Consider the following 12,548-nt stretch of genomic DNA (forward strand, 5'->3'; position numbering starts at 1 on the left):
GCCGGTGGCCGGAGCTAGTAGTAGTGCCGCCGCCCGAAGACCGCGTGCCCCAGCGAGCCGAGAATCCAGCAGATCGCGCCAAGGACAGCGAGCACGATCCCGATCGTCCACAGGATCCCGATGCCGGCCACGAAACCGATGATGAGCAAGATGACGCCGAGAATGATCATGATGCTCTCCGATCTCGCATACGTTCCCCTTCTCACTGTGATCCCGGCTCGTCGCAAGGGCAACTGCTGATCCCCGACGCCCGGCCACCCCCACCGGTCACTCGGCCGGCCCGGCTTCCTCGCCGTGACCGCGCTCGCCGTACGGCGTCAGCGGGTGTGGACCGTCGGGCGGCTGCACCCCGACGTCTCTGTGAGGGCGTAGACCCGGCCTTACGGGCCCGGAACCGGCCGCCCGCTTCCCGGCGGCGGGGTCCGGGCCCGTACGGCTCTGCGGGCACGCGGACCGCCGCCAGGGAGGGGTGGCGGGAGCTGCCCACACCGCAATCGGAGCCAACTCCCGCTCCCTGCATACCTCTTGACGCCCGGGAATTCCATTGGTTGAGTGGCTCATCCACTGAGCCACTGTTGCCGATCCACGCCGGTGAGGAGCTGTCGGATGCAGAGCACGCCCACGCAGGAGAGGCCCGGGTGCCCGCCGGGCGCCGTCGCGACGGGTGGCTCGGCGGGCCCGGTCCGGCGTCGGGCGGCCGGCCGCCGAGGGGGCGTCACCCGATGACGGAGCGCCGTCCGATGGCGAAGCGCCGCACACGGTTCACCGAGACCATGACCGGCAGCGTACGGCTGACCGGGGAGCGGGAGACCCGGCCGGTCCGGCTGGATCTGGAGGTCCGGACCGACACCTTCTTGCTGCCCTGGCGCACCACGGAGGCGCGGGTCCGCGGCCGGCTGCGGGTGTGCGGCTGGGGCGAGGAGGCCTCCGTGGAGGGCGAGATGGAGATCTCGCCGCTCGCCCGGCGCCGCATCGGCTACCGCCTCTCCTTCCGTACGGCCGGGCGTACGTACCTGCTGGACGGCTGGAAGTCCCTCTCGCCGAGCCGCCCGCTGCACTCCCTGACCGTCCTGCCCTTCACCGTCCACGACGACGCGCAGCAGGAGGCCGGGCGCGGCACGGTGCGCTTCTCGCTCGCCGGCGCCCTGCTGCCGTTCCTCGCAAGCTTCCGTTTCCCGGCCGCGGACCGTGGCCCGGAGCAGCTCGCCCCGGGGTGGAACGGCCGGCCCGGCCGGACGGAGGTCTGGTACACCACCGTCACCGAGCCGTCGACCGGCACCGGCCTCTGGCTGCACCACGAGGTGACCGCCCCCGAGGACGGGAGCGGCGGCTACGCGCACGGCTGGGTGGCCGTGTGCCCGCCCGGCGGACCGGTCGCCCACGCCCGCTTCGGTCCCGAACCGGTCACGCCCGATGCCACCGGGTTCCGGGCCACCGGCGTCGCGGCCGGACCCGGCCGGCTGCGCGGCAGCTGTGGGCCCTACACCTGGGACCTGACGGAGGATCAAGAAGGGCCCACGCTGCACACCTTTCCCGCCTGGGCCTGGCGCCGCCCCCTGCTGCCGGCCGCGCAGATCGTTCCGGGCGGCCGGGCCCGCTACACCGGGACGGTCCGCGGCCCCGGCACCGACCTCACCCTGGCCGGTGCCCCCGGTGCCACCGGACGGATCTACGGCCACGGCAACGCCCGGCGCTGGGCCTGGCTGCACGCCGACCTCGGTGGCGGTGACGTCCTGGAGGTGGTCGTGGCGGTGGCCCGCCGCCGGGGCCTGGACCGGCTGCCCCCGCTGGTGTTCCTGCGGCTGCGCCGGGCGGGCCGCGACTGGCCCCGGCGCGGCACCCGCACCGCGGTCGGCTGGTTCGGGCTGGGCCGCTTCCGGGCGGACGTGGGCCTGCCCTCCTGGACCGTCGCCGGACGGGCCGGCCCGCGCCGGATCCGGGTCACGGTGCACCAGCCCGAAGAACGCACCCTGGCGCTGGAGTACACCGACCCGGACGGCAGCCGTGCGGTGTGCCGCAACAGCGTCACGGCCGACGCCCGGGTCGTCCTGGAGCGGTGGTGGGGCGGCTGGCGCCCGGAGGCCGCGTGGACCCTGCGCGGCACCGCGCACGCGGAGGTGGGGGAGCGATGAACACCGCGACCGAGGGGCTGCTGGCCGCGCTGCTGGCCGAGGACGACCCGGCGACGGTGCGCGCGGTGGCCCGCCGCCTCGATGCCGCCCTCGCCGCCATGCCGCGCGCCACCCGTGCGGCGATGGCCGCGGCGGCGACCGCCGTCGACGCCACCGCCCGCGCCCGTCACGGCCGGCCGCTCGCCCGCCTCACCCCACAGGAGCGGGAGCGCACCGTCACCGGCCTGGTGCGCCGGCCGGGTACGGCGTACCTCCTGGACCTGGTCAAGATTCCGGTGCTCCTCGCGGCCGGTACGGAATACCACGCGCGCCGCAGCACCCCGGTGGCCCGTCCGGCAGCGCCCGCGGACCCGCCGCTGGACTGTGTGCCCTCGGCGGAGTGGCCGCAGAGGCAGCGCGCCGACGCCGTCGTCGTCGGCTCGGGTGCCGGCGGCGCCGTCGCCGCCCGAACCCTGGCCCGGGCCGGACTGCGGGTGCTGGTGCTGGAAGAGGGACGCCACCACAGCACCGCCGAGTTCGCCCGCCGTACCCCGCTCGACCGGTTCGGCGAGCTCTACCGGGACGGCGGGGCGAGCGTGATGCTGGGGGTGCCCGGTGTGCTGCTGCCGACCGGGCGGGCGGTGGGCGGCACCACGCTCGTCAACTCCGGTACCTGCTACCGCACTCCGGACCGGGTGCTGGCGCGCTGGCGGCAGGACTTCGGCCTGCCGCTCGCCGACGCCACGGAGTTCGGCCGACAGCTCGACGAGGTCGAACGCACCCTGTCCGTGGCCCGGCAGCCGACCGATGTCCTGGGGACCAACGGCCGCCTCGCGCTGCTCGGCGCCGAGCGGCTGGGCTGGGGGGCCGACGCCCTGCGCCGCAACGCGCCCGGCTGCCGGGGCTCGTGCGAGTGCGTCGTGGGGTGCCCGACGGGAGCCAAGCAGAGCGTGCAGCTGTCGGTGCTGCCCGACGCCTGCGCGCACGGCGCCCGCATCGTCACCTCGGCCCGGGTGCGGCGCCTCCTGGTCGAGCGGGACCGCCCGGGCGGTCCCCGGGTGGCCGGGGTCGCGGCCCGGCGGCCGGACGGCACCACCTTCGAGATCCTCGCCCCGCTGGTGGTCGTGGCCGCCGGTGCGCTCCAGTCACCGCTGCTGCTGCGCCGCTCCGGCCTCGGCGGCCATCCGATGACCGGCCGCAATCTCGCGGTCCACCCCGCGACCAGCGTGGCGGGCCGCTTCGCCGAGCCGGTCGCCGGCGCACCGTCGGTGCTGCAGAGCGCCGGCGTCGAGGAACTCCACGACCAGGGAATCCTGTTGGAGGCCACCGCTCCGCCGCCGGGCCTGAGTTCGTTCGTGCTGCCCGGGGCGGGCCGGGCGCTGCGCGCCGGCCTCGACCGCTCCGGCCATCTCGCCACCCTCGGCGCCATGATCTCCGACCGGCCCGGCGGCCGGGTGACGGGCCGGGAGCGGGCGGTCTCCTGGTACCGCCTCGACCCGCGCGACGGCCGGCGACTGCTGCGCGCCGTACGGGCCATGGGGGAGCTGCTGCTGGCGGCCGGCGCCGAGGAGGTGTTCACGGGGGTACCGGGCGCTCCGTCCGTCCGGACCACCCGCGAGCTGGACGCCGTCCTCGAACCGGTCACCCCGCGCCAACTCCACCTGTCCGCCTTCCACCCGACCGGGAGCGTCGCCCTGGGGGCCGACGCCCGGCGGGCACCCGCGGATCCGCTCGGCAGGCTGCGCGGGGTGCGGGGCGTGGTGATCGCGGACGGCTCCGCGCTGCCCAGCTGCCCGGAGGTCAACCCGCAGCTCACCATCATGGCGTTGGCCCGCGCCGTGTCCGAGGCGGCCTGCCGGCCGGACGGCGGCTGAGCCCCGGTCCGGTCCGCGCGGCGCCGTTCCCGCGTCCGGCCGTACGCCGAGGTGTCCGGTCGGACGTACGGCGGGCGTGACCACCGCACGGACCGGCTCGGCGCCCTTGTACGGTGGGGCGCGCACGGCAACGGAGGACGGCCGCCCGGGCGGCGCGGGGTGGGGGGAACGGTGGCGGCACCGATGGACGATCCGATCACTCGTGACACGACGGTCGACGCCCTGGAGCGCCGGCTGCGGGACGCGATCATCGACGGCCGGCACCCGGTGGGTGCCCTGCTGCCGCCCGAGCGCGAGCTGGCCGCCTCCTACGGGGTCAACCGCACCACGCTCAAGCATGCGTTCGTCCGTCTGATGCAGGCGGGCCTGGTCGAGACCCGGCACGGAGTGGGCACCCGGGTCCGGGACTTCTGGCGGCTGGGGACCGCGGAGCTGTTGCCGTCCCTGGTGCTGCGGGACGGCGCCTGGCTGGCGGAGATCTTCGAGGTGCGACGCCAAGTGGGCACGCTGATCGGCGAGTTGGCCGCCCGCCGGGCCACCGCGCGGGACGTCGCGGCGCTGCGGCAGCAGGTCGCCGCGGTACGGGCCGGCGGCGACGCCGACCAGGTGCAGCTCGCCGACGCGGAGTTCCACCGCACCCTGGCCCGCGCCACCGGCAACCGCGTCTACCTGCTCATGACGAACACCCTGCTCGGTGGCTACCTCCCGGTCCGCCAGGCGCTCGCCCGGCCGTTCCAGGACGCCGCTGCCGCCGCGGACCGCCTCCACCCGGTGGCGGAGGCGGTGGCCGCGGGCGACGAGCGCGCCGCCCGCCGGGCCCTGGAGGCCTACATGACCGACACCGAAGGCCTCATGCGCACCACGGACGGACAGCGGCCGGGCCGGGAGCCCTGACCGCGGACCGGCCGGGAGGGGTATCCGGAGCGCAAACCCGGCGGGACGGTACGGAACCGGCCTAGGAGTCGATGGCCCCGGCGCCGGAGGCCCCGGCGTCGGCCTGCCCGGTGTCCTGGGTCGGGATACGGGCGTCCGCCCACCCTTGTACCGTCGGCTCCTCCAGCGAGTCGACCCACCAGTCGGCCAGCGCCTGCTCCTTCTCGCCGGGCTGTGCGCCGACCCCGAGCACCCGCATGCCGGCGGCCGCGGCGGCCTGCACGCCGCAGTGGGAGTCCTCGACGGCCAGGGCGTCCCCCGGGTCGACTCCGCAGAGCCGGGCCGCGGTGACGTACACGTCGGGGTGCGGTTTGGGCCTGATGGCGGCGTCGGGCACCACGATGTGGCGGAAGCACTCCCGGAGTCCGGCCAGGCCCAGGCAGGACTCGACGACTTCCAGTGGGCAGTTGCTGGCCACCGCCAGCGGGGCGAACTGCACGGCCGAATGCACCAGTTCCGGCGCGCCGGGCATGGTGGTGGGGTTGGCGGCCACGAGCTCGCGGAAGCGGTCGAGCAGGGTGTCCGTCATGTCCTTGGTCAGGTCGGGGCGGTCGGCCGCCTCGGCCATCAGGCGCCCGCATTCGGTGTAGTGCAGTCCCCGGGCCTGTTCGGAGAATTCGGCCGAGGGGGTGCAGCCGTATTCGCGCAGCACCATGTCGCGGGCGTCCACCCAGTGGCGTTCGGTGTCCATCAGGGTGCCGTCGCAGTCGAAGACCACGGCGGCGGGTGTCCAGGAGAAAAAGCGATGTGCGGTCATCCGGGTTTCCGTTCCGACAGGCCCGGAGCGGCGAATGACCGGTCGCGTTGCGGGGCGAGGCAGCGTCGGATGACGGCCGCCGGGCACCGGGCTGGGGGTTTCCGGCAGAGGGCAGCCACCGCGAAAGGGGGAACCTGGTGCGCTCTGCAGCGGAAAATAACGATCGTTACGTTACGGACGGCAACTCGGCGTGGTCAATAGGCTCCTAATTGTCCATATTGTATGGTCCTATGAGTAACTCAGGGTTCCGTAGGCCGTCCGTGTGTCGTCCTGGGTGACACGGAAGACGCAGGTCGAGTCGTACTGCGTGCACAGCACCCGTGCGGGCGGGGCGAGTTCGGTGAACCGGACGGCCTTCAGGCGGCCGGCGCGCGGCCGGCCCAGGGCGCCCCCGCTGCCGTACGCGGCGGCCTGCCGCGCGGCCTCCAGGAGTGCCATGCCCGGCACATGGTCGGTCGGGTGGTCGAAGAGGAACGGGTGCAGCGGGTCGGCCGGCGAGAGGAGCAGCCCGCTCCCGGCGACGGCAAGGACCGCGTCCTGCGGGTGGTTCACCGACAGCTCCGCCGCCGGCGGGCGGTATGCCGCCTCCGGGGCGGCGGCCACCATGCCCACGCGGGCCGACCTGCCGCGCAGCGCGCGGTACTGCGCGTCGCTGAGGAACCGCACACCGCCGCCTCCCTGCCCGAAGGCCAGCCCGCAGACGGTGAAGGCGGCGTCCAGGCGCAGGCCGGAGACGCGGCGGCCCGGGCTGCGCCGCACCGCGCTCACCCACGCGCGGCAGGTGACCTCGGTCGCTCCGGCGCGGGCAGGTGGCTCGTTGCCGGGCGCGAGGCGGAAGTACAGGTCGGTGATGACCGCGTGGCACGCCGCGGGAACGGCGTAGAACCGCAGCGGGATGTAGAGACCGAGCTGACGCAGCGTCTCCACCAGGATCAGCGGGCTGTGCCGCGGTGATCCGTCGCGGGGGAACGTCGCATGGGCGCGCGGCCACGACGCGGCCGCGGCGAAGACATGGGGGGTGTCCGTCCGCCGTACATCCGTAAGGAGGACCTCCGCCACGGAAGTCCGGTGCACCAGCTCCCGCTCGACGGTGCGGGACCAGCTGAGCGGCTCACTCTTTCCGGCGGTGCCAGCAGTTGAGGAACTCATACGACCAGGGAATATCGAAATTCGAACATGCGCACCTGTTCATTCCGGGTGGCGCAGCGCGATAGATTGCGGGCCGCCGGCACGAGAACGACATCTGAGGTGTACGTGCAGATCCGGGCGAAGACGACACGCAGGTTCCTTCTGGAGGCGGCGGCGGCCCTGTTCGACGAGCGAGGGTACGCCGGCACCAGCATCAGCGATATCAGCGCACATTCCGGCCGCACCAGCGGGGCGATCTATTTCCATTTCGCCAGCAAGGAGAAGCTCGCCCTCGCCATTGTCGAGGAGCATTTTGCCACCTGGCCGCAATTGATCACCCGGTACCGCAAGCCCGGTCTGCCCGCCCTGGAGAAACTCGTCGGACTCAGCTTCGACGTGGCCCGGGCGTTCCGTGACGACATCGTGGTACGCGCCGGATCCCGTCTCTGGGCCGAACGCAAGGCCATCGAAACCGAGCTTCCCGCCCCCTTCCTCGGCTGGATCGACCTGGTCACCCAGCTCCTCGAAGAGGCCGGCGACAACGGTGAACTCGCCGCCGGTGTGCCGCCCGCCGCCACCGCGCACAGCGTCGTCTGCGCCTTCTTCGGACTGCACACCGTCTCCGACGCCCTGGAGGGGCGCCGGCACATCGAGGCCCATCTGCACGACCTGTGGCTGCTGCTGCTCCGCGGCCTCCAGGCCGAACCGGACCCCGCGGGCCTGCTCGACCGGGTACGCCGGCGGGCCCGTACGGGCAGGCCGGCACCCGAACCGGCATAGTTGCCACGCGCGGCACCCGGCCCGTGCGGTCGCCCCGCCGCGCACGGCACGGGCCGCGTCCGGAACGACCGCCGCGCGCGGTCTCGCGCCACCAGGGTCCCCACGCCATGGCCGCGGTGCAATTTATTGCATGACATCAGCAGTTAGTTGCACCGCAGTGCGCTTATGTCTATCGTCTCGATGCGGGGCCGTCGAAAGATGGCCATAGGGGGACGGCCAGTGACCGTCATAGCTTCTGCGGCCAAGCCGGATACGGCTGTTGCCGCATGCCGAACCACGACGGGAGACCCGCATGGCGGCTGATCGCAGCAGTTCTCTCTCCGGCAGCCGCCGAGAGCGAATTCCCTTCCTCGTCGCCCAGGGAAAGCCGGCGGACGACACGGCATTGCGCACGCTGCTGCCCGCCGCCGCGCACAAAGGGGCAACGGGCGCTCAGGAAGCGCCGTTCGGGATAGGCGCCGCCTGGCAACTCGGCGAAAGCCTCTACACGCAGGTGCAGGACAATTCCACCGGGCGGCTGGCCGTATTCGCCACGCGCGGCTCCGGGCACATAGAGCGCGTCACCGGCTACACCTGGAACGTCGCCCCCGTCTGGCGGCTGCTCACCGGACCGGCTGCTCCGTGTGATCTGTGGTCCCAACTGCGCTACGAACACTTCCTGCGGCACTCTCCGGTGGCGGATCACGTCCCGGAGTGTGCGGACCACTGCGGCGGTCGCCCGGAGGGCGGTGCGCCCTCCCCGGACGCCGCGGACGTTTCCCCGTGCGACGAGGCGCCCGCGCCGCCGTGGTCCCGGGCCGGCGATCCGCTCGAAGAGCTCTGGGAGGCGTCGTGTCCGAAGGGGTCGGCACCCCAACGGCTCCAGGAGGGCGCGGAGTTGCTGCGCCGGCGGGTGGCCCACCTGCTGGCCGACTGCCCGGTCCCGCCGCTGCACGAGCGTCCGCACGCCGAGCATCTCGACGCTGAACTCTCCCACCAACTCCTGCGGGCCTACGACGCCTTGAGGGGGGCGCTCGCGCTGCACTGCCCCCGGCAGAGCGGCTGGCTCGGCTCCTGGGCCTATGGCATCGCCGAGGAACTGATCTGGCGCGGCCGTCTGGGAGCCGCGCGCAGCGCTGCCGAACGGACCGCACGGGAGTCGATGGCGGTGGAATCCGCCCTGTCGTCCCCGTGGCCGCTGCCGGCCCCGCACATCTGCCCCGGGCTGCTCACCGTGCACGACGAGGCCCCGGGTATCTGACCGGTCGCCCGATTCGGCCGGCGGACCGCTCCGTTCCGGCCGAACCGGACTCCGGCGGGCGGGATTCCCGCAGCCGAGGCCGGGCCTCTCGTCCCGCGTACGCAGGTCAACGGTGCCGCGTACCCTGCACCGGGGGGCACCGTGCCGCGTGCGACCCTTTAGTGCACACGCCACGGAGGGGACAAGGTTGGACCGCCACGAATTCGCCAGGGCGGCAGGCACGTCCGCCGGTCCGGACGGGGCCGCGCACGCCGCCAAGACCGCCATCGCCCGCAGGCTCCGGCACATCCGCCACCACCACCCCGAAGGCCCCTTCACCCTGGCCCGGCTGGCGGAACTCGCCGGGGTCTCGAAGCGCACCCTGGCCGCTGCCGAATCCGCGGACGGAACCAACCTGACCGTGGAGACCCTCGTCAAGGTGGCCCACAGTCTGGGCGTCTCCCGGGTGGCCTACTTCCTCGACGAGCAGGTCTTCGACGATGTCAACTCCGAGCTGGAGCTGCTCAGGAAGATGCGTACGCACCGCGTCGAGAGCGTGGCGCTGCGGCAGACGGGCCCTGCCGCCCCCGACTCCTCGCTGAGCGAACTGAGCCATCTCATCACCCGGTTGGTCAGCACCGCCGAGGCCGCCCGCGCGACCCTGGAGGACCTGCCGGGGCAGGGCCGCAATGACCGCTCGCCGCAGTGATGGTGATGCGCTGGCGGCACAAAGACGCGGACCCGCAGGCGACGCGGCTGCGCGAACAGTGCGAACGACGGGTCGACGCCCTCGGGCTGCCCGCGCACACGAAGCTGTCCATCGACGACCTGTGCGCACACCTCAGCCGGAGCTCCGGACGGCCCATCCAGCTCCTGCCCTGTCCGCTGCCGCTGGGCAGCCCGGACGGCCTGTGGGTCTCCACCGCGAGCACGGAGTACGTCGTCTACGAGCAGCGGCTCGCGCCGGTGCACCAGCAGCAGGTCATCCTGCACGAGCTGGGCCACCTCATCTGCGACCACGAGGCGAGCCCGGTCCTCACCCCCGAGGCCTCCCGGCTCCTGCTGCCCTCGCTCGACCCGGCTCTGATCCGCCGGACGCTGGGGCGCGAACACGCCCGGTCCTGGGCGGAGACCGAAGCCGAGTACGTCGGCTCGCTGATCGGGCGCCGGATCGGCAGCTGGACCGCCGACCACGTCCGGCCCGTCCCACCCGCGATGCAAGAGCTGGTCTCCCGGCTCGGTGCGCTGGACAACCCCGCCTTCCGAGGAAGCAATGAATAGCGTTCTCTACCCCTTGTGTGCTGCCGTCGCCGGCCTGGCGCTGCTGTACAAACTGCGCGTACTGCGCACGGACCGCTCCGTGACGCAGGTCGCGCTGCTCGCCAACTTCTTCTTCCTGTTCGTCACCTACACCGTCTCCACCCCCGCGGTCTGGGCGGCGACCAGCAGCGCCGTCGGCATCGTCAACTTCTCCGGGTTGCTGTCGCAGAGCTGCGTCATCCTGCTGACGGCGTGCCAGCAGATCGTGCTGCTCCACCTCAGCCATGAGGCCCCGGTCGCCTGGCGCAAGGCACGCCCCCGGCTGATCGGACTCGGGCTCGTACTCGTCGCCATGGTCGTGCTGTTCACCGTGGCCACCAGCCGCGGGGAGAAGCCCGACGACTTCGCCATCGACAGCGCCCAGTACTACCCCGCCTACCTCGCCCTCTACCTGCTCGCCTATGCCGCGAACCAGGTCGACGTGGGCGTCCTCGGCTGGCGTTACGCCAGGATCGCTCCGCAGCCCTGGATGCGTCGCGGGCTGTACCTCATCGCCGCGACGCTGCCGTTCGCCCTCGTCTACACCGGATGCCGGGCCGCGGACATCGTGGCCGCCCAGTTCGGCGTCGGTGGGCAGGCCTGGGAGCCGGTGGCCCAGGTCGCCGTCACCATCGCGACCCTCAGCAAGACACTGGGCTGGATCCTCCCCGACTGGGGCCGCCATCTCACCGCGCTGTGGCAGCGGTTCACCGACTACCGCGCCTTCCGGGAGCTGGGCCCGCTGCACCGCGAGGTCACCGCCCAGATTCCCGAACCGGTGCTGCACCTCGAACCCGACACGGATCTGCGGACCCGGCTCTACCGCCGACTCGTCGAGATCCGCGACGCCCAATGGGCGCTCCGCGTCTGGATCCCGGCCGATGTGGCCGACGCCGCCGACGCGCGCGCCCGGGCGGCCGGCCTGGACGGCACCGACCTGGCCGCCACCGTCGAAGCCGCTCAGCTCAGGGCCGCGCTGGCGGCGCGGGCCGGGCAACGACGGCCCGCCGTCCACCCGCCCACGCCCCGCGTGGCGGAGCCCCAGGACCTCGCTGCCGAACTCGCCTTCCAGCGCAAACTGGCGCGAGCATTCACCACGTCCCCGATCGTCCGGGCCGCGGCCGCGCACCCCGCCGCCGGCCCGGCAACCCAGGAACGCACATGACCCAGCAGACCCCGGCACCGCCCCTCGGCCGCCCCTTCGACCAGGACTTCTTCCAGGACCCCTACCCCACCTACGCCCGGCTGCGCAGCGCAGGGCCGGTGCACCGGATCGCGCTGCCCGACGGGTCCCCCGTCTGGCTGGTCACCCGGGAGCGCGACGTCCGGGCCGGGCTCACCGACACGCGGCTGTCGGTGAACAAGGCCCATTCCACCAACGGTTACCAGGGGTTCTCCCTGCCGCCCGCGCTGGACGCCAATCTCCTCAACATCGACCCGGACGATCACCTGCGGCTGCGCCGGCTGGTCTCGAAGGGCTTCACCCCACGGCACGTCGAGCAGCTCCGCGCGCGGGTTGCCGAGGTGGCAGGTCAATTCGCCGACCGGCTGGCCGAGGTGGGGCAGGCCGATCTGGTCACGACGTTCGCCCACCCGCTGCCGCTGGTCATCATCGGCGACCTGCTGGCCGTGCCCGAGGCGGACAGCCGGACGTTCTCCGGATGGGTCGCCGCCATGTTCGCCCCCGAGTACCCGGGGCACACCGCCGAAGCGATCGGACACATCCACCGCTACCTCCTGGACCTCATCTCCGCCCGCCGCGCACACCCCGCGGACGACCTGCTGTCCTCCCTGATCGCCGCCCGGGACGACGGTGCCCGGCTCAGCGAGGACGAACTGGTCTCGCTGGCCTTCCTGATCCTCATGGCGGGCAGCGAGAACACCCAGCACCTGATCAGCGGCGGACTGCTCACCCTGCTCCGCCATCCCGACCAGCTGACCACCCTGCGCGCCCGCCCCGAGCTGATGCCCGAGGCCGTCGAGGAGCTGTTCCGCTTCGCCCATCCCAACCAGATGGCGATCCGGCGCTTCCCCACCGAACCCGTCGAGATCGGCGGCGTACGGATTCCGACGGGCGACACCGTGCTGCTCGCGCTCGCGTCCGCGCACCGGGACCCGTCCCGCTACCCCGAACCGGACCGCTTCGACATCCACCGGGCCGACAAGACGCATCTCGCGCTCGGCCACGGCGTCCACTACTGCCTGGGCGCCGCCCTGGCCCGGCTGGAAATCCGCACCGCCCTGAGCACCCTGCTCGACAGGTTCCCGGGGCTGCGGCTCGCCGTGCCGGACGAACAGCTGGAGTGGCGCGCGTCGTTCCGCTCGCACGCACTCAAGCAACTGCCCGTCGCCATCGGGTAAGCCGTCTCGCGGGGCAGTCGCGTGGGGAGGCGCGGCGGCCCCGGCGGTGGTGACCGGCGGTAGGGAGCCGTACGAGCCGGGCGTCG

The 12,548-nt window shown here is 73.3% G+C and carries 12 protein-coding genes; 9 read left to right on the forward strand and 3 right to left on the reverse strand.

Translation table 11 applies throughout. The features are described from left to right. Window positions 1-14: 14 nt before the first annotated feature. Window positions 15-170, reverse strand: coding sequence for a DUF6131 family protein (locus EST54_RS34645; protein ID WP_167511528.1), 156 nt, complete (start codon window positions 168-170; stop codon window positions 15-17). Between the two features lie 552 nt (window positions 171-722). On the opposite strand from EST54_RS34645, the gene EST54_RS11405 reads away from it, so the two are divergent. The 3 genes from EST54_RS11405 to EST54_RS11415 all read left to right on the forward strand — a co-directional run bounded on the left by EST54_RS11405 (window position 723) and on the right by EST54_RS11415 (window position 4,879). Continuing rightward, a complete protein-coding gene (locus EST54_RS11405) occupies window positions 723-2,132 on the forward strand; it encodes a hypothetical protein (protein ID WP_239012633.1) in 1,410 nt (469 codons plus the stop codon). Beyond that, on the forward strand, window positions 2,129-3,985 hold the full coding sequence (locus EST54_RS11410) for a GMC family oxidoreductase (RefSeq protein ID WP_129247497.1): 1,857 nt from the start codon (window positions 2,129-2,131) through the stop codon (window positions 3,983-3,985). The genes EST54_RS11405 and EST54_RS11410 overlap by 4 nt, the downstream gene beginning before the upstream one ends. Window positions 3,986-4,168: 183 nt before the next feature. After that, window positions 4,169-4,879 carry a FadR/GntR family transcriptional regulator gene (locus tag EST54_RS11415; RefSeq protein ID WP_129247498.1) on the forward strand — a complete coding sequence of 237 codons (711 nt, stop codon included), beginning with the start codon at window positions 4,169-4,171 and terminating at the stop codon, window positions 4,877-4,879. 61 nt (window positions 4,880-4,940) lie between these two features. Here the strand turns inward: EST54_RS11415 and EST54_RS11420 are convergent, their stop codons facing one another. Continuing rightward, on the reverse strand, window positions 4,941-5,675 hold the full coding sequence (locus EST54_RS11420; RefSeq protein WP_129247499.1) for an HAD family hydrolase: 735 nt from the start codon (window positions 5,673-5,675) through the stop codon (window positions 4,941-4,943). A gap of 228 nt (window positions 5,676-5,903) precedes the next feature. After that, complete coding sequence (locus EST54_RS11425) at window positions 5,904-6,824, reverse strand: ScbA/BarX family gamma-butyrolactone biosynthesis protein (protein ID WP_239012632.1); 921 nt, start codon at window positions 6,822-6,824, stop codon at window positions 5,904-5,906. A gap of 99 nt (window positions 6,825-6,923) precedes the next feature. Here EST54_RS11425 and EST54_RS11430 point away from each other — a divergent pair, with 99 nt between their 5' ends. The 6 genes from EST54_RS11430 to EST54_RS11455 all read left to right on the forward strand — a co-directional run bounded on the left by EST54_RS11430 (window position 6,924) and on the right by EST54_RS11455 (window position 12,462). Continuing rightward, a complete protein-coding gene (locus EST54_RS11430; RefSeq protein ID WP_129247551.1) occupies window positions 6,924-7,583 on the forward strand; it encodes a ScbR family autoregulator-binding transcription factor in 660 nt (219 codons plus the stop codon). Between the two features lie 292 nt (window positions 7,584-7,875). After that, complete coding sequence (locus tag EST54_RS11435) at window positions 7,876-8,823, forward strand: hypothetical protein (protein ID WP_129247500.1); 948 nt, start codon at window positions 7,876-7,878, stop codon at window positions 8,821-8,823. Window positions 8,824-9,010: 187 nt separating this feature from the next. Continuing rightward, the gene (locus EST54_RS11440; protein ID WP_129247501.1) at window positions 9,011-9,511 is read left to right on the forward strand and encodes a helix-turn-helix domain-containing protein; all 501 of its coding nucleotides are present in this window, start codon (window positions 9,011-9,013) and stop codon (window positions 9,509-9,511) included. Continuing rightward, window positions 9,511-10,083 carry an ImmA/IrrE family metallo-endopeptidase gene (locus EST54_RS11445; protein ID WP_203525346.1) on the forward strand — a complete coding sequence of 191 codons (573 nt, stop codon included), beginning with the start codon at window positions 9,511-9,513 and terminating at the stop codon, window positions 10,081-10,083. The genes EST54_RS11440 and EST54_RS11445 overlap by 1 nt, the downstream gene beginning before the upstream one ends. Beyond that, complete coding sequence (locus tag EST54_RS11450; protein ID WP_239012630.1) at window positions 10,076-11,266, forward strand: MAB_1171c family putative transporter; 1,191 nt, start codon at window positions 10,076-10,078, stop codon at window positions 11,264-11,266. Before EST54_RS11445 ends, EST54_RS11450 begins: the two co-directional genes overlap by 8 nt. Next, complete coding sequence (locus EST54_RS11455; RefSeq protein ID WP_129247503.1) at window positions 11,263-12,462, forward strand: cytochrome P450 family protein; 1,200 nt, start codon at window positions 11,263-11,265, stop codon at window positions 12,460-12,462. Before EST54_RS11450 ends, EST54_RS11455 begins: the two co-directional genes overlap by 4 nt. Window positions 12,463-12,548 lie beyond the last annotated feature (86 nt).

The sequence above is a fragment of the Streptomyces sioyaensis genome, from assembly GCF_004122735.1.
Taxonomy (GTDB): Bacteria; Actinomycetota; Actinomycetes; order Streptomycetales; family Streptomycetaceae; genus Streptomyces; species Streptomyces sioyaensis.

Excerpts from the sequence above, each read along its gene's own strand:
- EST54_RS11450 (WP_239012630.1), top strand. The coding sequence starts at position 10,076 with ATGAATAGCGTTCTCTACCCCTTGTGTGCTGCCGTCGCCGGCCTGGCG.
- EST54_RS11445 (WP_203525346.1), top strand. The coding sequence starts at position 9,511 with ATGGTGATGCGCTGGCGGCACAAAGACGCGGACCCGCAGGCGACGCGG.
- EST54_RS11410 (WP_129247497.1), top strand. The coding sequence starts at position 2,129 with ATGAACACCGCGACCGAGGGGCTGCTGGCCGCGCTGCTGGCCGAGGAC.
- EST54_RS11405 (WP_239012633.1), top strand. The coding sequence starts at position 723 with ATGACGGAGCGCCGTCCGATGGCGAAGCGCCGCACACGGTTCACCGAG.
- EST54_RS11415 (WP_129247498.1), top strand. The coding sequence starts at position 4,169 with ATGGACGATCCGATCACTCGTGACACGACGGTCGACGCCCTGGAGCGC.
- EST54_RS34645 (WP_167511528.1), bottom strand. The coding sequence starts at position 170 with ATGATCATTCTCGGCGTCATCTTGCTCATCATCGGTTTCGTGGCCGGC.
- EST54_RS11420 (WP_129247499.1), bottom strand. The coding sequence starts at position 5,675 with ATGACCGCACATCGCTTTTTCTCCTGGACACCCGCCGCCGTGGTCTTC.
- EST54_RS11435 (WP_129247500.1), top strand. The coding sequence starts at position 7,876 with ATGGCGGCTGATCGCAGCAGTTCTCTCTCCGGCAGCCGCCGAGAGCGA.
- EST54_RS11455 (WP_129247503.1), top strand. The coding sequence starts at position 11,263 with ATGACCCAGCAGACCCCGGCACCGCCCCTCGGCCGCCCCTTCGACCAG.
- EST54_RS11425 (WP_239012632.1), bottom strand. The coding sequence starts at position 6,824 with ATGAGTTCCTCAACTGCTGGCACCGCCGGAAAGAGTGAGCCGCTCAGC.